At 72.3% G+C, this 18710-nt stretch carries 18 protein-coding genes; 12 read left to right on the forward strand and 6 right to left on the reverse strand.

Annotation, left to right across the window (positions count from 1 at the left end):
• Positions 1–94 precede the first annotated feature (94 nt).
• Positions 95–604 (forward strand): hypothetical protein, encoded by a 510-nt coding sequence (locus ACFYZZ_RS23980; RefSeq protein ID WP_389179365.1) that lies wholly within the window; start codon positions 95–97, stop codon positions 602–604.
• Here ACFYZZ_RS23980 and ACFYZZ_RS23985 read toward each other — a convergent pair.
• From ACFYZZ_RS23985 to ACFYZZ_RS23995, 3 genes are read right to left on the reverse strand one after another with little or no spacing between them, the layout of a single operon-like run.
• Positions 582–2192, reverse strand: a complete 1611-nt coding sequence (locus tag ACFYZZ_RS23985) for a transglycosylase domain-containing protein (protein WP_389179368.1) — start codon at positions 2190–2192, stop codon at positions 582–584. The two genes, ACFYZZ_RS23980 and ACFYZZ_RS23985, sit on opposite strands and share 23 nt — an antisense overlap.
• Positions 2189–2860 carry a hypothetical protein gene (locus ACFYZZ_RS23990; RefSeq protein ID WP_389179371.1) on the reverse strand — a complete coding sequence of 224 codons (672 nt, stop codon included), beginning with the start codon at positions 2858–2860 and terminating at the stop codon, positions 2189–2191. Before ACFYZZ_RS23990 ends, ACFYZZ_RS23985 begins: the two co-directional genes overlap by 4 nt.
• A complete protein-coding gene (locus tag ACFYZZ_RS23995; RefSeq protein ID WP_389179375.1) occupies positions 2857–3423 on the reverse strand; it encodes a sigma factor-like helix-turn-helix DNA-binding protein in 567 nt (188 codons plus the stop codon). Before ACFYZZ_RS23995 ends, ACFYZZ_RS23990 begins: the two co-directional genes overlap by 4 nt.
• Positions 3424–3538: 115 nt before the next feature.
• Between ACFYZZ_RS23995 and ACFYZZ_RS24000 the strand changes: the two genes are divergently transcribed.
• Both ACFYZZ_RS24000 and ACFYZZ_RS24005 read left to right on the forward strand, forming a co-directional pair.
• Complete coding sequence (locus ACFYZZ_RS24000; protein ID WP_386572827.1) at positions 3539–4042, forward strand: SigE family RNA polymerase sigma factor; 504 nt, start codon at positions 3539–3541, stop codon at positions 4040–4042.
• Positions 4032–4787, forward strand: a complete 756-nt coding sequence (locus ACFYZZ_RS24005) for a L,D-transpeptidase (protein ID WP_389179378.1) — start codon at positions 4032–4034, stop codon at positions 4785–4787. The genes ACFYZZ_RS24000 and ACFYZZ_RS24005 overlap by 11 nt, the downstream gene beginning before the upstream one ends.
• A gap of 14 nt (positions 4788–4801) precedes the next feature.
• Here ACFYZZ_RS24005 and ACFYZZ_RS24010 read toward each other — a convergent pair whose 3' ends face one another.
• Entirely contained in the window at positions 4802–5584 is a 783-nt protein-coding gene (locus ACFYZZ_RS24010; protein WP_389179380.1) for a hypothetical protein, read from the reverse strand.
• 363 nt (positions 5585–5947) lie between these two features.
• On the opposite strand from ACFYZZ_RS24010, the gene thrS reads away from it, so the two are divergent.
• The 3 genes from thrS to ACFYZZ_RS24025 all read left to right on the forward strand — a co-directional run bounded on the left by thrS (position 5948) and on the right by ACFYZZ_RS24025 (position 9987).
• Positions 5948–7222: a threonine--tRNA ligase gene (gene thrS / locus ACFYZZ_RS24015; RefSeq protein ID WP_389179383.1), complete on the forward strand. Its 1275-nt coding sequence runs from the start codon at positions 5948–5950 to the stop codon at positions 7220–7222.
• Between the two features lie 40 nt (positions 7223–7262).
• The gene (locus ACFYZZ_RS24020; RefSeq protein ID WP_389179386.1) at positions 7263–8228 is read left to right on the forward strand and encodes a nucleoside hydrolase; all 966 of its coding nucleotides are present in this window, start codon (positions 7263–7265) and stop codon (positions 8226–8228) included.
• A gap of 112 nt (positions 8229–8340) precedes the next feature.
• Positions 8341–9987 (forward strand): glycoside hydrolase family 13 protein, encoded by a 1647-nt coding sequence (locus tag ACFYZZ_RS24025; RefSeq protein ID WP_389179389.1) that lies wholly within the window; start codon positions 8341–8343, stop codon positions 9985–9987.
• On the opposite strand, the gene ACFYZZ_RS24030 is transcribed toward ACFYZZ_RS24025, so the two are convergent.
• A complete protein-coding gene (locus ACFYZZ_RS24030; RefSeq protein WP_389179792.1) occupies positions 9984–10736 on the reverse strand; it encodes a DUF4142 domain-containing protein in 753 nt (250 codons plus the stop codon). The two genes, ACFYZZ_RS24025 and ACFYZZ_RS24030, sit on opposite strands and share 4 nt — an antisense overlap.
• 252 nt (positions 10737–10988) lie before the next feature.
• Here ACFYZZ_RS24030 and ACFYZZ_RS24035 point away from each other — a divergent pair, with 252 nt between their 5' ends.
• From ACFYZZ_RS24035 to ACFYZZ_RS24050, 4 genes are all read left to right on the forward strand, one after another.
• Positions 10989–11675 (forward strand): DUF6445 family protein, encoded by a 687-nt coding sequence (locus ACFYZZ_RS24035; protein ID WP_389179391.1) that lies wholly within the window; start codon positions 10989–10991, stop codon positions 11673–11675.
• Positions 11676–11795: 120 nt separating this feature from the next.
• A complete protein-coding gene (locus ACFYZZ_RS24040) occupies positions 11796–12212 on the forward strand; it encodes a hypothetical protein (protein WP_389179394.1) in 417 nt (138 codons plus the stop codon).
• A gap of 123 nt (positions 12213–12335) precedes the next feature.
• Entirely contained in the window at positions 12336–13610 is a 1275-nt protein-coding gene (locus ACFYZZ_RS24045; RefSeq protein WP_389179397.1) for an NAD(P)/FAD-dependent oxidoreductase, read from the forward strand.
• Between the two features lie 4 nt (positions 13611–13614).
• On the forward strand, positions 13615–14508 hold the full coding sequence (locus tag ACFYZZ_RS24050; protein WP_389179399.1) for an RNA polymerase sigma-70 factor: 894 nt from the start codon (positions 13615–13617) through the stop codon (positions 14506–14508).
• Here the strand turns inward: ACFYZZ_RS24050 and ACFYZZ_RS24055 are convergent.
• Positions 14444–14932 (reverse strand): DUF2871 domain-containing protein, encoded by a 489-nt coding sequence (locus ACFYZZ_RS24055; RefSeq protein WP_389179401.1) that lies wholly within the window; start codon positions 14930–14932, stop codon positions 14444–14446. The two genes, ACFYZZ_RS24050 and ACFYZZ_RS24055, sit on opposite strands and share 65 nt — an antisense overlap.
• Positions 14933–15056: 124 nt before the next feature.
• Here ACFYZZ_RS24055 and ACFYZZ_RS24060 point away from each other — a divergent pair, with 124 nt between their 5' ends.
• On the forward strand, positions 15057–15983 hold the full coding sequence (locus ACFYZZ_RS24060) for a LysR family transcriptional regulator (protein WP_389179404.1): 927 nt from the start codon (positions 15057–15059) through the stop codon (positions 15981–15983).
• Positions 15984–16121: 138 nt separating this feature from the next.
• Positions 16122–18689, forward strand: coding sequence for a hypothetical protein (locus ACFYZZ_RS24065; RefSeq protein ID WP_389179407.1), 2568 nt, complete (start codon positions 16122–16124; stop codon positions 18687–18689).
• Positions 18690–18710: the final 21 nt, after the last annotated feature.

Genomic DNA, 18710 nt, shown 5'->3' on the forward strand with positions numbered 1-18710 from the left:
GTGGGTCGCGCCGGGACGTTCCGGGCGGCGGCAGGGCCGAGGTTATGAATGCGGCACCTGACCATCCATGAACATCGACCTCAGGAGCCACACGATGCGCCCCATCAGGGCAGCCTGTCTCGGCACGGCCACTGCGCTGGTCACCCTTCTCGCCTGCGCCCCTGTCGCGGCCGCCGCGACGGACGACGAGTTCGCCGACGCCAAGGGCACAGACCGAGTCATCACACTCATCGGCCATCTCGCGCAGCAGACGCGCTTCCCCGTCAACCCCGGCGGCAGCCCCGCCGCCCAGGGCGATCGGACGGTCTTCCGCTCGGTCCTGTTCGACCTGTACGGCAACGAGGTCGGCGACACCGGCGGCACCTGCACCACCACCCGGGTCGACAACGGCGGAGCGGAGGAGTGCGTCGTGAACTACAACCTCCCGGGCGGTCAACTCACCGTGCAGGGGATGGTCTTCGGCAATCTCAACCCGGGCCCTCCCCCTTCGTTCGACAACGCGGTCACCGGCGGCACCGGGGCGTTCGACCGGGCTCGTGGCTCGGTCCACGCCGACACGATCGGTACGGGCACGAGGCGCTTCACGATCGACCTCGACCGCTGACCGACCCTGCCCCCGCGGGCGTCACCGCCTTGGACGTGAACACGTCCGACTGGACCCCGGTGGCCAGCTCCCCGGCCGAGGACGGGAGGTGGGCCGGTCGCGCCGGGTGCCCCTTCGTGGCCGGATGCTCGGCGAACAGGGCGGTCGTGAGGGCGAGCCGGGGGGTGTACGCCGACTGCCACAGCGTCCGGGTGCCGGGGCCCGTGCCCGCGCCGCCGCTGTACGTCGGCAGCTCGCCCGTGTCCGCGTACTTCGCCGCCGCCGCGGCCATGACGGAGCCCATGACCCGGTGCCGGTCCGGGTGGGCCTTGTACACGGTGTCGCCGCCCCGGGTGATCCGCTCCACCATGTACGGCGTCGCGTAGGTGCCGTCCGCCGCCGCGGTCGCGTACGCCGAGGCCACCGTCAGCGGGGTCGGTGCCGAGGTGCTCGCCAGCTTGGACAGCGGCGCGCCGAGCGGCAGGCCACTGAAGGGGCGCAGTGCCGTACCGGCCTCCACCGCGCCCGACAGGGCGTCGTTGAAGGGCTGGTGGGCGTAGTCCGTACCGCCGTACAGGACACGGACCGCGCCGTTGCCGGGGACCATGGCGATCACCGCCGCGTGCAGCTTCGTGCCCTTGGGCAGGCCCGCGGACTGCTGCCGCACGCGCTCCGACACCGCGTACTGCGTGCTCAGGTCGAAGGTCGTACGGACCGTGTAGCCGCCGCGCGCCAGCTGGTCCTGTGTGATGCCGAGACGGCGGGCGGCCTCGGCAGCGGCCGCGTCGATCAGGTACTGGCGCTGGCCGTCCGTGTCGCCGGGCGGATAGAACCGGAAGGCCGGGAAGGCGGCCGAGGAGCGCTGCCCGGCCGTGATGCTGCCCGAGGAGCGCATCGCGTCCAGCACCCAGCGCCAGCGCTTCTGCAGCGTCGCGGTGACCTTCGCGTCCGAGCCCGCCCGCTCGTAGAACGTCGGCCGGTTGATGATGGCCGCGAGCGCCGCCCCCTGCGACACCGTGAGGTCCTTCGCGTCCACGCCGAAGTAGTTCCGCGCCGCCGACTCGATGCCCGCCGCGCCCCGGCCGAAGTACACGGTGTTGAGGTAGCCCTCCAGGATCGAGTCCTTGGAGCGGGTGCGGTCCAGCTTGACGGCGATCAGCGCCTCACGGGCCTTGCGGGTCAGGGACTGCTCGGGGCTCAGCAGGGCGTTCTTCACATACTGCTGGGTGATCGTCGAACCGCCCTGGCGCTCCCCGCCGGACAGCGTGGCCACGGCCGCGCGCACGATCGCGCTGGGCGAGACGCCCGAGTCCGTGCGGAAGGAACGGTTCTCGGCGGCGATCACCGCGTCCTGGACGTGCCGCGGCACCTGCGCCAGGGACACGTCCTGCCGGTCCACAGGACCGCGCCGGCCCAGGTACTCCCCCTCTGCGTCCAGGAAGACCGTGCTCTGGCTGACCGTCTCCGGATGCGGGTCCGGGACGGCTGTGAGCAGGTACGCCACCCACACCGTCCCGACCAGCGCGAGGCACAGCGCGAGCAGCGTCCCGAGGATGCGCCGGACCCAGCGGGCCCGGCGGCGGCGCAGATGCTTGAGGAGACGCTTCACCGGCCCACCCCGCCCCGCGCCAGGACCTTGCCGCCGGCGTCGTAGACCGTGACCCGGGTGTGCATCAACTCCTGCTTGTCCGCCGGGAGTCGGAGGGTTGCGTACCAGACGTCCCAGCCCGGGTTCCCTGCGAGGGTGAGCACGGTTCCGGTGGTCCTGCCCGAGGGCAGCTGCACCTCGACGCGGGCGGCCGGTCCGCCGCCGCGGTGGACGCCGGACAGCAGCAGCCCGCCCCGGCCGGTCACCTCCAGTCGGAGCGTGACGGTCGGGGGCTCCGCGGAGAGCCCCGAGACCGGCAGGGACTCGCCCCCGCCCTGGGGCGACGACCAGTGCGCGCCGTCCTTCGTCAGCCACAACTCCTCGCCGGACAGCGGCCGTACGTGCTCACCGGCCGCCACCACGCGCACGGTCCCGGCGGCCACCGACCGTCCGGGCGTCACGGGCCCGCCCCCGGACACGCCCGCCAGCCGCCAGACCGCGTAGCCGAGCGGGCCCAGCACCAGCAGGCAGCAGGTCAGCAGCACGGTGATCCGACGCCGCCGGCGCCGCGCCCGGCCCTCCCGCTCGATGGCGGCGAGCGGGACGGGCGTGCGGGGCGCCTCGTCGCGGGCGGCGGCGAAGACCTCGCCCAACTCGCCGCTCAGGGAATTCAGTTGCTTGTGCCTCATGTCGCCCCCAGGGCCTTCAGCCCCCGTCGTTCGTACGACTTCACCGCGCCCACCGACCAGCCGAGCATCTCGGCGACCTCCAGCCGCCCCAGGTCCTCGCCCAGCCGCAGGACCAGCACCACCCGCTGACGCGCGGGCAGGGCGGCGAGGGCACGGGCGAGCGGGGCTTGCGGGGCCTGCGGGGCCTGCGGGGCCTGCGGCGCGGGTCCCGTGCGGCGCGGCCGGCGGCCGTGGTGAGGGCCGATGTGGCGGCCGAGATGACGGCTGAGGCGGCGGCCGAGAAGACGGCCGAGGTGGCTGCCGAGGTGGCTGCCGAGGTGGTGGCGCACCAGCAGCCGTCGTACGTAGAAGTCGGTGTCGTCGCCCGGGATGCGCCGCCAGTGGGCGTACGCGTCGGACAGGGCGGTGCGCGTCAGGGCGTCGGCCTCGGCCGGGTCGCCGGTCAGCAGATGGGCCGTGTGCAGCAGACGCGGCCAGGCCACGGCGGCGTAGCCGCCGAACTCGGTCCGGCGGCCGGAGCGACCGGCGCGATGACGGGTTCGGCGGTCGGCTCTGGTCGTCATCGGGTTCCCCCTGCGATGTGTTTCGATGTGCGGCGTACGGGACCTGTACGCACCGCGACGCGGTCCGGGTTGCACGGCGGTACGGGGAAGTTGGGGCACGAGTGGCAGGGGAGGCATGACCGAGGACGAGTTCGACGCGTTCTACGCCGCCGCGTTCCCCCGGCTGACCGGCCAGCTCTACGCCTTCACCGGGGATCACGGCGAGGCGCAGGACGTCGTGCAGGAGGCGTTCGTACGGGCCTGGGACCGACGGCGCGACTTCCTCGCGGACGGGGCGCCCGAGGCATGGGTCAGGACCGTCGCGATGCGGCTCGCCGTCAGCCGGTGGCGGCGCGCCCGGCGCTGGCTGGAACTGGTGCGGCGCACCCCGCCGCCGGAGTCCGTACCCGGGCCCGACCCCGAGCACGCCGCGCTCGTCTCCGCGCTGCGCACCCTGCCCGAGGCCCAGCGGATGGCCGTCGTCCTGCACCATCTGTGCGACCTGAGCGTGGAGCAAGTAGCCTCGGAAACCGGTGCCCCGGTGGGGACGGTCAAGGCCCGTCTGTCCCGTGGCCGCGCGGCACTGGCCCGGGTGCTGGCCCCGGGCGAGGGGGAGAGGGAGGGCGACCGTGTCCGATGACCGCGACTACGACGCCGACCTCCACCCCGACCTTCACCGCGACCTTCACCCCGAACTCCACCCTGAACTCTCCGGCGCGCTGCGGACGTTGGCCGAGGGTCACCAGTCCCCGCCGCCTGTCGCCGGTGCCGAGGTCCGCCGTCTGGCCGTACGGCGTGGCCGTCGCCGTCGTACGACCGTCGTGGTCGGCGGGGTGGCCGCCGCCGCGGCCCTCGCCGTCACGATGACCGTCGGCCTCACCCACGGCCACGACTCCGACTCCGGCCGCCGCACCACTCCGGCCGCCAGTCCCCGGCTGCGGACCAGCCCGGCGCCCACCCCGACTCCGGCCGCCGCCGACGCCGTCGTCGACCTCACCAAGATGACGATGACCGTCGACGGGCGGATGATGCCCATCTCCTCCGGCGTTGCCGAACTGCCCACGCCCACCGGCCGGTTCACCGTCGTCGCCAAGTCCCCGAAGGCGGAGATGGAGTTCGGGAGCGGCGGTGGCAGTGGCAGCGGCGCGTCCATGCCGAGCGTTCCGTGGGTGATCGAACTGCGCTCCGCGGACCGGAAGAGGAGCACCGCCGTCGTCGCCCTCACCTACAACCTGAAGGCCCCTGGCAACTACGCGTCCACCGGCGGCTGGATCGGCCTGCCCGAGGCCGACGCGAAGTGGGTGTACACGCGGCTGGACAAGGGCGCGGTGGTGCTGGTGACGGGGAGAACGCCGTCGCTGCGGCCCTCCGCGACGCCGTCCTAGCGGAAAGGCGCAGGTCAGACCTGGGCCCGGCCCTGCTTGCGTACGTCCGCCAGGCGGAGTGCGCCGAGCTGGACGGCCAGCTGTGTCGCGTCGTTCGGTACGTCGCCCAGGCCGGCGTTGGTGAGGGCGAAGGCGTCCTCGCCGACGCGGACGGCGGCCAGGTCCATCGTCAGGAAGACATCCTGGTCGTCGGAGGTCGTGGTGGCGACGGTGACGTGCAGACCCTGGCGCACGTCCCCGACCTCCGGCAGCGGGGCGTCCTGGACCTGGACGTCCTCGACCAGGCCGTTCTCCGAGGTGGCCGTGAAGCGGGCGCACTGGACCGGCATGGTCTGCAGCCACTCCAGCGCGGCGTCGACGTCCGACGGGCGGCGGGCGGCGATCTGGTAGCGGATCTGGGCTTCGGTGTCGTCGTCGTCGAGGCCCACGGCGACCCGGGCGGGGGCGCCGAGGAGTTCGTCGGAGTAGAGCGCGTCGAGCAGGCGCTGGCACTCCCCGGCCGTGGTGGTCGCCTTCAGCAGGGCGTCCCGCCAGGTGGCCGCCCCGCGCGTCGCGGTCCAGGGGGCGCCGAGGTCGGTCTCCGTGATGAGCGCGGCCCGGGCCTGGTCGTCGGTGAGCGTGGATCCGTCGGCCCGGGCCGAGGGCTTCGCCGAGGGGGAGGGCTTGTCGACGGTGGGCAGGGGCTGCTGCGCGGACGGCGGGCGTTCCAGGCCGAGGGCCGCGCAGCCGGTGAGGGTGAGGAGGCCGGTGGCGAGGGCGGCGAGAGGGAGGGCGCGGGGGCGTATGGCGGCGGTCATCTGGGGTGCCTCCCTGGCGGGGCAGGTGGGGGTGGAGGTGCCTCCTCTCACGGCACCACCGCCGCGACCCGCCCACCAGCGCTCCGGGCCGTCCGGGTGAGGGCGGGAAAACCCGTCCGGGTGAGCGGTGGGGGAGGCGTCCGGGTGAGCGGCGGGGAAGGCCCGGGGAAAACCGATGGCGCTACGACAGGGGCCGCCGTTACGGTCGCCTCATGAAGCGCGCCCAGCCGTGTCCGCAGAGCACGACGACGCCGGAGACCGTCCCGGCGCGCTGACTCCTGACCCAGTCCGAAGCCCCGGGGCGCACGCCCCGGGGTTTCGTCATGCACCGGGGTGTTCGCCTCCCGCACCGAGGAGACCCCGATGACCGACCCGATCAGCGACGTCAGCGCCATCAGTGACGTCAGCGCCATCAGCGACCGCGTCCCCGACCACCGCCGCCTCGGCCGTGAACTCGGCCTGTTCGACACCGACCCGCTGATGGGCGCGGGCCTGCCCTACTGGCTCCCGGACGGGGCCGTCGTACGGCACACCCTGGAGGAGTACATCCGGGAGGCGGAACGCGCCGCCGGCTACCGGCACGTGTACTCGCCCGCGCTCGGCAAGCGCGAGCTGTACGAGACCTCCGGACACTGGGACCACTACAGCGAGGACATGTACCCGCCGATGAACCTGGGCGCGGAGGAGGTCGTCCTGCGCCCGAGCCTGTGCCCCCACCACGCCCTGATCTACCGCTCCCGCTCCCACAGCTACCGCGAACTGCCGTTGCGTATCGCCGAGCTGGGCACCATGTACCGCGCCGAACGCTCCGGCGTCCTCGGCGGCCTGACCCGGGTGCGCGCCATCCAGCTCAACGACGCCCACATCTTCTGCACCCTGGAGCAGGCCGTCGACGAGGCCCGCGCCGCGCTGGAGCTGATCGCCCGCGCCTACGCCGACCTCGGCATCGAGGCCGTACGCCACCGTCTCTCACTGCCCGGCGAGGGCGGCAAGTACGTCGCCGACCCGGAGCTGTGGCAGCGGGCCACCGCGCTGCTGAAGGAGGTGCTGGCCGAGTCCGGCGTGGCGTACGAGGAGGCGGAGGGCGAGGCCGCCTTCTACGGCCCCAAGATCGACGTACAGATCGCGGACCCGGCCGGCCGCGAGTCCACCCTGTCCACCGTGCAGATCGACTTCCACCAGCCGGCCCGCTTCGACCTGCACTACATCGGCGCCGACGGCGCCAAGCACCGCCCGGTGATGGTGCACCGCAGCATCATCGGCAGCGTGGAGCGGGCCGTCGCCCACCTCATCGAGGCGCACGGCGGAGCATTCCCGGCCTGGCTCGCTCCCGTACAGCTGGCCGTGCTGCCGGTCGCGGACGAGCAGGTGGAGCGGGCGGCCGCCGTGGTCCGGGAAGCGTCCGCGCTGGGCCTGCGCGCCGAACTCGCCGCCCCGGAGCAGGGCACCCTCGGCGCCCGCATCCGCGCGGCCCGCCTGGTCCCGTACCAGGCGGTGATCGGCGACCGGGAGGCCGGCGCGGGCCTCGCGGCCCTGCGCCTGCGGGACGGCCGCCGCCCCGGCGCGCTCCCCGTGCCCGAGCTGCTGCGACGCGTCGCCGACCGCGTGGCGGCGAAGGGCACCGCACTGTGGTCCTGAGGGCACTGATCTAGTGTCGGTACGACGGAAGGAGTCCGACGTGACCGGTCAGCCCATCCCCGTGATCATCGACTGCGACACCGGCGTCGACGACGCCCTGGCCCTGCTGTTCGCCGTACGCCACCCGGGCCTGGACCTCCGGGCGGTGACCTGTGTGGCCGGGAACACCGATGTCGACGGGGTGGTCCGCAACACCCTGACCGTGCTGGAGGAGGCGGGCGCCCCCGACGTCCCGGTGGCGCGCGGCGCCGAGCGCCCGCTGATCGAGCCGGCCCGCTCGGCCCGGCACGTGCACGGCGCGGACGGCATGGGCGACCTCGGCCTGCCCGCGCCCAGACGCGGCCGCGCCGCCGTGGACGCCGTGACCCTCCTGTACCGCGAGATCCTGGGCTCCCCGACCCCGGTCACCCTGATCCCGACCGCACCGCTCACCAACATCGCGCTCCTGCTGCGCACCCACCCGGAGGTGACCCGGAACATCGAGCGGATCGTGTTCATGGGCGGCGCCGTCGCCACCGGGAACGCCACGCCGGTCGCCGAGTTCAACGTCTGGCACGACCCGGAGGCGGCGGCGATCCTGCTCACCGCCGGGGTGCCGATCACCATGTACGGGCTCGACGTGTTCACCCAGGTCGTCGTACCGGGCTTGGACGTACGGCGGCTGCGGGAGAGCAGGGAACCGGGCGCCCGGCTGGCCGGCGAGCTGCTGGCCCACCGCCCGTCCGCACCCGAACCCGACGGCGACGACCCGGCCGGCGGCCTCGGTGACGCGGGCGCGGTGTGCGCGGTCGCGGACCCGGCCGGCATCACCACCCGCCCGCTGCCCGTCGAGGTCGCCCTGGCCCCCGGCCCGACCCGCGGCCAGACGATCGTCGACCGCCGCCCTCGCCCCGGCGAGTCCGAGATCCACGGCGGCACCCGCGAACAGGCCCTGGTGGACGTGGCGTTGGCGGTGGACGTGGAGCGCTACGTGAAGCTGTACCTGGAGACGGTGGAACGCCGCTAGGGCAGGTCCTGGTGCAGGTCCGGCGGGGCGGACGTCGGACCGGCCGACGGGACGTCCGGCGGCGGCGCCCACCGGGGGTTCCGTTCCCTGGCAAGGTGGACAGAGTCCGGGTATGCCAGACCTCTCCTCCAGGAATCCCGACTGGTGGCGCCAGGCCGTCATCTACCAGGTCTATCCGCGCAGTTTCGCCGACGCCGACGGTGACGGCCTCGGCGATCTCAGGGGCGTCACCGAGCGCCTGAACCACCTCGCCACGCTCGGCGTGGACGCCCTGTGGCTCAGCCCCTTCTACCCCTCCGAACTCGCCGACGGCGGCTACGACGTCGCCGACCACCGGGACGTCGACCCGCGCCTCGGCACCCTGGACGACTTCGACGCGCTGGCCGCCGAGGCCCACCGGCTCGGTCTGAAGGTCGTCGTGGACATCGTCCCGAACCACACCTCGCACCTGCACCCCTGGTTCCAGGAGGCCCTGCGGGCCGGACCCGGATCCGCGGCCCGGGAACGCTACGTCTTCCGCCCCGGCCGCGGTGCCGACGGCGAACTCCCGCCCACCGACTGGCAGTCGGTGTTCGGCGGCAGCGCCTGGCGGCGTGTGGCCGACGGCGACTGGTACCTGCACCTGTTCGCGCCCGAACAGCCCGACCTGAACTGGGAGAACGAGGAGGTCCGCGCCGACTTCCGCACCACCCTGCGCTTCTGGTCCGACCGGGGCGTCGACGGCTTCCGCATCGACGTCGCCCACGGCCTGGCCAAGGACCTGGCCGACCCGCTGCGGGACGTGGGCGGCCTGGGCGCCACGGGCGAGGAGGCCCTGCAGCGGGTGGAGCCCGGCACCCACCCCTACTGGGACCGTGACGAGGTCCATGAGATCTACCGCGACTGGCGCAAGATCCTCGACGCCTACAGCCCGCCCCGCACCGCGGTCGCCGAGGCCTGGGTCCCGGACGCCCGCCGCGCGCTGTACGCCCGCCCGGACGAACTCGGCCAGGCCTTCAACTTCGAGTATCTGCAGGCAGGGTGGGACGCGGAGGAACTCCGCCAGGTCATCGCCGGCTCGCTCGGCGCGGCCCGTGCCGCCGGAGCCTCCGCCACCTGGGTGCTCTCCAACCACGACGTCGTCCGCCACGCCTCGCGCCTCGTGCTCCCGCGCGGCACCGACGAGAACGCCTGGCTGCTGTCAGGCGGCACGGCCCCGCCGACCGACCGGAAGGCGGGCCTGCGCCGGGCCCGGGCCGCGACCCTGCTGATGCTGGCGCTGCCCGGATCGTCGTACGTCTACCAGGGCGAGGAACTCGGCCTGCCCGAGGTCGCCGACCTGCCCGCCGAGGTGCTGCGGGATCCGATCTGGGAGCAGACGGGCCATGCCCGCAAGGGCCGCGACGGCTGCCGGGTGCCGCTGCCGTGGACGACCACCGGACCGTCGTACGGCTTCGGGCCCGGGGCCGCCTGGCTGCCGCAGCCGGCGTCCTTCGCGTCGTACGCCGTCGAGGCCCAGGCGGGTGCCGAGGGCTCCACCCTGGAGCTGTACCGCACCGCGCTCAGGCTGCGCCGCAAGCTGCTGGAGGGCGAGAGGCTGACCTGGACGCCCGGCGCCCCGGCCGGGGTGCTGGACTTCGCCCGCACCGAGACCTGGCGCTGCGTCACCAACCTCACCGCGGAGCCGGTACGACTGCCCCCGGGCGAGGTGCTGCTCGCCAGCACCCCGCTCCCGGAGCCGGACGTCCTCCCGCCGGACACCACGGTCTGGCTGGGCTAGCCCACGGTCGGGCTCGGGCTGGCGGCGGCGGGCGAGGCGCCGCCGGCGCCGCCGCCGGTGAGGCCGTTGATGTCCACCGGTGTGGACGTGGCGTTCGGCGGCGGCGTGAGTACCACCTGCGGCTGGCCCGCCGGCGGGGGCGGCGGGGTCAGGTCGGAGTCGGGCAGCTTCGGCGGGGTGGTCTGCTGGAAGAGGGTCTGGTCGAAGTCGACCAGACCGGTCTTCTCCATCACCGTGATGTGGTCCAGCACGGTGTCGTTGGCCTGGTCGGCCAGGGCCCGCACCAGCGAGTTCTTGGTCGTGGACCGGATCTTCGCCACCGTGTTGAAGATCGAGCCGTGCGTCATCCGCAGGATATTGGCGAAGTCGGTGTCGAACTTCTTGCCGCTCTCGGACTTCAGCGTGTTGACGAAGCCCACCTGCTGGGGGCTCGCCACGTTGGGCAGCGTGATGTTCAGCATCGGCGCGATCTTGCGGCACGTGGTGTCCAGCGCGGAATGCCCGTCGACCAGGTGCTTGCTGGCCTCGATGACCCCCTTGCTGGTGCCCTTCTGCAGCCCGATCTGCCCCACCGGGTACTCCCACAGGCCGGCCGCCCGCACCTTCACCACGAAGTCCCGGTCGGCCTCGGTGAGCGGACCCCACTGGGTGTTGGCGATGACTCGGTCCGGGGCGCTCGAGACGGTGCTCACACCGAGCATGCTCGGGTAGGCGAGCGCGCCGAGGGTCAGGGCCATTGCACCGCCCACGAAGAGAGTTCCCGTCGCGTTCCGCGAAAAGCGCACCGTGCCTCCTGCCCGGCCGTGGATCCGCCCATAGGCGGTTCGGACGCACAGCAGTACGGATGCGGAGGTCATTTGTGTCGGTGGTTTCGGGTAAAGATTCGTCCCGGTCCCGCGGGAGGGGCCGAGGACCGCAGTTGGTCAAAAATTGACCTTCCCGCAGGAGAGTTGACTCTTTCTCGGGAGAAGCGAGGGGAAACGCAGGCCTAGATTCGCCGCATGCCCCCACAGCCACCCCCCAGGGTGCCCGCTGCGCTGCCCGTCCTGCCCTACCGCAAGCCCACCAAGGGCCGCGACTACTGGGTCCTGGACGACGTCCTGCCGGACGTCGACGCCGTACGCGAGCGGTGTCTGGCCAAGGACGACTGGGTCAAGGGCTACCCGTACACCTCGGAGACCTGGCCCGGACTGCGCGCGATGCCCGGCCTGGAGCCCGGTGAACTCGCCCGCATCGAGCGGCTGGTGAAGCAGGCGACCGGGGCCAAGGAGCTGTGGGTGCAGCAGGCGCCCGGCGGCGGCACCCTCAACCACAACTGCGTGCAGGTGGTCGGCGAGGGCGAGAGCGAACCGCGCCCGCACACCGACTCGCGCGCGCTGTGCCGGTACGCGGCCGTGCTGTACCTCAACCCGCACGTGCCCAAGGACTGCGGCACCAGCTTCTTCCGCCAGTCCCTGCCCGGCGGCCGGCTCGGCGGCAACGTCGTGCAGGCCCCGCACAACAACCTCGTCGAGGCCCTCGGCACCCGCTTCGTCGCCCCGGACGCCTTCGAGGAGGACGTCCGGGTCCCGCACCGGTACAACCGCCTCCTGCTCTACAACGCCAACCTGGTGCACAGCGCGACCGGTTACTTCGGCAAGGAGCTGACGGAGAAGCGGATGACCGCCGTCTTCTTCTGGATGGCCTGAGCCGTTCCGCCCTGGCCCGCCGGCTCACCCGTACGGAGCAACCCCCGTGGTCTCCCGGCCGGGTGGGCCGGATCGTCGTACGTACGACCGACTCGGGACGACGACGGCGGAGGTACGGCCATGACGCAGCAGACCCGACCGGCACGGGCGGGGGCCACCGACTGGGCCGAGGGAGGGCTCGTCTTCGCGGGGGTGATGCTCCTGGTGGAGGGTGTTCTCGCCGTCCTCCAGGGCATATCCGCGCTCGCGGCCGACGACGTGTACACCCGTATCGGCGCCTACGTGTACAAGATCAACCTCACCGGCTGGGGCTGGATCCTGCTCATCCTGGGTGTCGTGGCCGCCGTCACCGGCGCGTTCATCCTCAGACGCGCCGAGTGGGCCCGGGCGGTCGGCATCGGTCTCGCCTCCCTGAGCGTGATCGCCCAGTTCCTGTTCCTGCCGTACTCGCCGGTCTGGGCGCTCATCATGATCGCCATCGACTTCTTCGTGATCTGGGCGCTCGCCACCTACCAGCCGGGGCACCCCGCCGACTGACTTATTTGTGTGGCGCAGGTCACATAAGCGGCCTGTCACGCCCGGCGGGGCTCGCCAGTCCCATGGTCGTCACCGGCACCGGACGAGGCCGATGTGCCCGGTGACCCGACCCCGGGAGTGGACATGTCGAAGCAGCCGAAGACCGGACGACCGGCGCAGGACGGCCACCGGGTCGTGGTGCTGGGTGCCGGCTACACCGGCATGCTGGCCGCGATCCGTCTCGCCCACCGCACGCGCCGCACCGGCGTCCAGGTGACCCTGGTCAACCCCTCCGCCCGCTTCACCGAGCGCCTGCGCATGCACCAGGCGGCGACGGGCCAGGAACTCGCCGAGCACCCCATCCCCGACCTGCTGGCGGGCACGGGCGTCACGTTCGTCCAGGGGTACGCGACCGCCCTGGACCCGGGGGCGCGCACGGTATCGGTGGACGCGGGTGACGCGGGTGACGCGTGCTCCTCGGCTCCGGGGACGGTCGTGCTGCCGTACGACTCCTTGGTCTACGCCCTGGGGAGCCGGGCCGACACCGGCACGGTGCCCGGAGCCGAGGAGCACGCGTACACCCTGGACGGGCACGGACCGGCGGGCCGGCTCGCGGCGCGGCTGGCCGAGGCGGCGCAGACGGCGGGCACGGTGACGGTGTGCGGCGGCGGGCTGACCGGTGTGGAGGCCGCGGCGGAGATCGCGGAGTCGTACCCGGACCTGTCGGTGACCCTGCTCTGCACGCAGGAGCCGGGCGCGATGATGGGCAAGAAGACGCGGTCGTACCTGCGCGCCGCCCTGACCCGCCTGGGCGTCACCGTCCGCACCGGCGCACGGGTGGCCAAGGTGCTGCCGGACGCGGTGGAGCTGGCGTCGGGCGAGGTGCTCCGGTCGGCGGTGTGCGTGTGGACGACGGGCGTACGGGTCTCGCCGCTGGCGGCGCGGGCGGGCGTGGCGGTGGACGAGCGTGGCCTGCTGCTCGTGGACGAGACCCTGCGCTCGGTCTCCCACCCCGAGATCCACGCGATCGGGGACGCGGCGGCGATCCGGATGCCCTGGGGCACGCTGCACGGCACCTGCCAGAGCGGGATGCCGACGGCGGCGTACACGGCGGACACGATCTCCCGCCTGCTGCGCGGCCGCCCGGTCCGCCCCTTCCGCTTCGGCTACTTCCACCAGCCGGTGAGCCTCGGCCGCAGGGACGCGGTCATCCAGTTCACGCACCCGGACGACACCCCGCGGCGGGCATACCTGACGGGCCGGGCGGCGGTCCGGTACAAGGAGCTGGTGAGCGGGAGCCCGCTGCCGTTCTACCGGCTGAGCAGGCACATGAACATGAGCGCGGCGATCTCGAAGGCGGGCCGGGCGAGGAAGCAGGTCGCCGCCGGCGACACGAGCAGGGTCGTTCTGGCAGGTTGATCCCATGGAGATCATGCAGGCGCAGCCTGGTGGGGGCCCGGACCCGTACCTCGAACACAGGCGGCTGCTGTTCGCGACGGCGTACCGGATGCTCGGCAGTGTGGCGGACGCCGAGGACGTCCTCCAGGACGCCTGGCTCAACTGGAACGCGGCGGACCGCTCGGCGGTCCGCAACCCGCGCGCCTACCTGGTCCGCACGGTCACGAACCTCACCCTGACCCGCCTGACCTCGGCCCGCGCGGTCCGCGAGCAGTACGTGGGCCCCTGGCTCCCCGAGCCCCTGCTCACCTCTCCCGATGCCGCCGAGGAAACGGAGCTGGCGGACAGTGTGTCGACGGCCATGCTGGTGATCCTGGAGACGCTGACCCCGGTGGAGCGGGCGGTGTTCGTCCTGCGCGAGGTCTTCGGCTACTCCCATGCGGAGATCGCCGACATCCTGGACCGCCCGGAACCCACCGTCCGCCAGATCGCCCACCGGGCCCGCAACCACGTCCAGTCCCGCCGCCCCCGCTACGACACGGACCCGGACCGGCGGGCCCGGATCACCACCCAGTTCATCGAGGCGTGCGGGGGCGGCGACCTGAACGCGGTGATGGAACTTCTGGCGCCGGATGTGACCTGCTGGTCGGACGGCGGCGGCAAGGTCACCGCGGCCCGCCGCCCGCTGTACGGCCCCGACCATGTGGCGCGCTGGATCCTCGGCGTCCTGGCGAAGCCGCAGTCGGCCGGCATCACCCTCCGACAGGCCGTCGTCAACGGCGAGTTGGGCATCCTGTTCACCCTGGGCGAGATGCCGGTGGCGGCTCTCACCTACGACCTCTCCGAGGACGGCATCAGGAATCTGCGGCTGCAGGTGAACCCGGAGAAGCTGACGGGGCTGCGTCCTTCGCGCGAGTGACTCCGGCGTCCTCCGCTCGGGAGGCGCCGGGCAGGCACTTGCCCACTGTGATGAAGAAGAGCACCAGACCCACCGTCAGCAGGACATGGCCCAGACCGGCGATCCCGGCGATCGCCTCCGAGCCGGAGTGGCCGAGGACCGTCAGCGTTCCGTGCAGGGTCATCATGCCGACGGTCACCGCCAGACCGGCGTTGTAGGTCCAGAAGAACCAGTTGAACAGCCGGTGGGAGGTCAGCGCGAACTGCTTCTCCAGCGGCAGGACGACAAGGAAGAACAGCATGCCGAGCGCCAGTACATGGGTGTGCACGACGGAGAGCTGGGTGTCGCCCTCGAAGTCCTTGGCCTTGGTCAGCTCGCGGTAGTACAGGCCGCTGACGAGCCCGATGATCATGTAGATGTGAGCGGTGTTGAGGATCTTCCTCATCTGCGTCTTCCCCCGTGAATCCGCGTCGGTGTCGGCCCCCACCTTGCGCCGGGCCCGTTCGGGCATCAACGATGAACCTGATAACGAGTCATAATCGTCGGCTAATGAGTCCGAAGGGGCGCGAGTGGAGCTCCGCGACATCGAGATCTTCCTGACCCTCGCCGAGGAACTGCACTTCAGCCGCACGGCACACCGCCTGCACGTCACCCAGGCCCGGGTCAGCCAGTCGATCAAGAAGCAGGAGCGGCAGATCGGCGGCCTCCTGTTCGAACGCACCAGCCGCGCGGTACGGCTCACTCCGCTCGGCGAGCAGCTGCAACGCGAACTCGGCGCCGGTTACCGGCAGATCATGGACGGTGTCGCCGCGGCCAAGGCCGCCGCCCGCGGGACGGACACCCTGACGGTCGGCACCGTCGGCCCCCACTCCTGGATGCTGTCCGACGCCGTGGCCCTCCTGGAGACCCGCTCCCCGGAGGTCCAGGTGCGCTTCCGCGAGATCCAGCCCTCCGCCCCGCTGGACCTGCTCCGCTCCGGGGACGTCGACATCGCCGTGCTCTGGCTGCCGGTCGAGGAACCCGACCTCACCGTGGGCCCGGTCATCTACGCCTCACCGACCCTGCTCATGACCGGAGCCTCCCACCCGTACGCCCGCCGCGACGCCATCCGCCTGGAGGACCTCGCCGACTGCGCGTTCGTGGCCGGCCGCTCCCTGCCGGCCTACATGGAAGAGGCCCTGCACCCCTTCCACACCCCCTCCGGGCGCCCCATCCCGCGCGGTCCGCAGGTCTCGACGTGGCAGGAGGCCCTCACCGCCGTGGCCACCGGTCAGGCCGTCGCCTCGGTGTCGGGCGACATCGCGGACTTCTATCCGTGGCCCAACCTGGCCTTCATCCCCATCCTCGACGCCCCGCCGTCCCGTTGGGCCCCGGTCTGGCGCAGGGCCGCGGAGAGCCCGCTCATCCGCTCCTTCACCGAGGCGCTGTCCGACGCGCCGCCGACGGTGGGCGAGGACTGCTGGTGCGCGTTGCCGGCGCAGAACACGGAGGCGTGAGGCCTTAGGCCTGAGGTCTGAGGCCTCAGGCCTGCAGACCGGAAGACCCCCCTCCGGTCACGGCCTCGTCATGCACGCGAGTTATTGTCCGGCTGGTTATTTCCGGCTGGCTTGTTTTCACCTCTTCCCAGGAGCTTCATGCGCCTCAAGCAGGTCTCCCTCACGACGGCGATATCGGTCGTCGCCGGGCTGACCACCGCCACCGTCGGCCTCACCGGCTCCGCCGCCTGGGCCGACAGCACGGCGGCGCTGCCGCTGTCGCACTACTCCCACATGCTGGTCGACACCGCTCACCAGCACATCTTCTTCAGCCAGGGCACCGGCTCGACCGGCATCGTGGTGACCGACCTGTCCGGCACCCCCGTCACCACCCTCGCGGACGAGCAGGGCGCCACCGGCCTGGCCCTGTCCCCCGACGGCGGCACGCTCTACGCGGCCCTGACGGACGGCGACGCGGTCGCGGCCGTCGACACGGCGACGCTGACCGAGTCCGCCCGCTGGTCGACGGGGACGGGCAGTGCCCCGGTCTCCGTCGCGGCGGCGGGCGGGAAGGTCTGGTACGGCTACACGTCCGACGGCAAGGGCGCCATAGGCTCCGTCGGCTCCGTCGACCCCTCCGGTTCCGCGGCGACGCCCGAGCCCTCGATGTCGCACTGGTCGGTCGCCCCGCTGCTGGCGACGGGCGGCGGTGTGCTCGCGGCCGAGGAGCCGCAGCAGAACCTGAGCCACGTGGCCACGTTCGACGTCTCCTCCGGGACGCCGACGGCCAAGGCGGACACCTTGGTCTACGGCGGCACGGCGAGCGGGCTCCAGGTCACCGGTGACGGCACGAAGGTGCTGCTCACGGCACCGCAGCAGCCCGCCGTCGAGGCCTACCGCACCTCGGACCTCGCCTTCGCCAGCCCGTCCGGCTACTACGTCGGCGGCATGAACTCCGGCCCGAACTCGCTGGCGATCGACGCCGACGGGACGATCGCGGCCGGCAGCACGTCGGGCGCGAACGCGGGTGCCTACCTCTACGCAGGCTCCAACCTGGCCGAGAACCATGTGACCTTCCCGAACGGGACGCTGGCCCCGGACGGCCTGGCCTGGGGCTCGGACAATGCGACCCTGTACGCGGTCACCAAGGACTCCGCAGGCGACGCCTACACCCTCAACGTGCTGAGCACCGCGAAGCTCAGTGACACCCAACTCGCCCTGGACCCCCCGCAGTACGCGGTCCCCACCCAACCCTTCACGCTGACCGGGTCCCTGAGCACAAAGGGCTTCGTACCCGCCGGTGCGAGCCTGAAGGTCACCCGCGACGGCACCGAACTGCCCGACGCCCCGGTGGTCGCCAAGGACGGCTCGTTCTCCATCAGCGACACCCGCCAGGCCGAGGGCCCGTACACCTACGAGGTGACGTACGCCGGTGACGCGACGCACCGCCCCGCGACGGCCCGGCTGACCGTCCACGTTGCACGCCTGTCGACCACGATCCCCTACCCGGAGATCACCTCGGCGAAGCCGCACGCGGTGACCTTCACCGGCTCGCTCTCGACCCAGCTGAACCTGGGCAGCCTCCCGCAGGGCACGACGGTCGAGGTCTCGAGGACGAACGAGGACACCCAGCAGACGACACAGCTCCCGGCGGTCGCCGTAGACCCGGCCACGACCGAATTCACGGTGAAGGACGCCCCCGACAGCGCAGCCACGTTCACCTACCACCTCTCCTACGCGGGCGACGCCACCCACCAGCCGACGGCCTCCGACGCATTGCTGCAGGTCTCCCCGTACACCCCGGCCCTGACCCTGAAGGCCCCAGGTACGGCCACCCGCGCCACGGCCCTCTCCTTCACCGGCACCCTGACCGACGTCCCCTACACCGGCGGCGAGACGGCCACCGTGTCCCGCACGGACGCGGCGCACACGACGACGCCGGTGAAGTGGACGGCGCCGGTGGGAACGGACGGCACGATCCAGATCAAGGACACGCCGACGATCGGCGGAGCCAACACCTACACGGTCGACTACCCGGGCGACGCCTCCCACCAGCCGGCGAAGGCGTCATCAATCGTCCAGGTGTCCCGTGTCGCAACCACCCTCTCCCTCACCACCAACGCGTCCACGTACGCGTACGGCGCCACGGCCACCGCCACAGCCCACCTCGGCACGACCTACAACGGCCGCACGGTCTCGCTCTACGCCCAGCCGGCCGACGGCAAGAAGACGCTGCTGAATACCGGCACGGTGGACAGCAAGGGCAACCTGTCGGCCACGTACAAGCTCGCCCACAACACGACCTTCACGGCGTCCTTCGCGGGCGACTACCGCTACGCCCCGAAGACGGCGACCCGCACGGTCAACGCCTACGTGAAGATCGCGCAGTCGCTGGGCGGTTACTTCACGACCACGACGTACAGCGGCACCACGTACCGCGTCTACCACCGCACCACGAAGCCTCAGGTGGCAGCCACGGTCACGCCCAACAAATCCGGCCAGTGCCAGCGCTTCCAGGCCCAGCAGTACTACAGCGGCGCCTGGCACACCCTCACCACGTCGGACTGCTTCTCCCTGGACCCCAACAGCACCGCCGTGACCCACCTGGCCCTCACCAACGCCCTGAACCAGCGCTTCCGCGTCCGCTCGGAGTACGTCCACAGCAAGACGGACAACACCAACCTGAGCACGTGGGGCGGCTGGCTGTATCTGACGGTCAGGACCTGAGCAGCCTCGATGCCTCGGCGT

The sequence above is a fragment of the Streptomyces sp. NPDC001816 genome (assembly GCF_042892235.1).
In the GTDB taxonomy this organism is placed as follows: domain Bacteria; phylum Actinomycetota; class Actinomycetes; order Streptomycetales; family Streptomycetaceae; genus Streptomyces.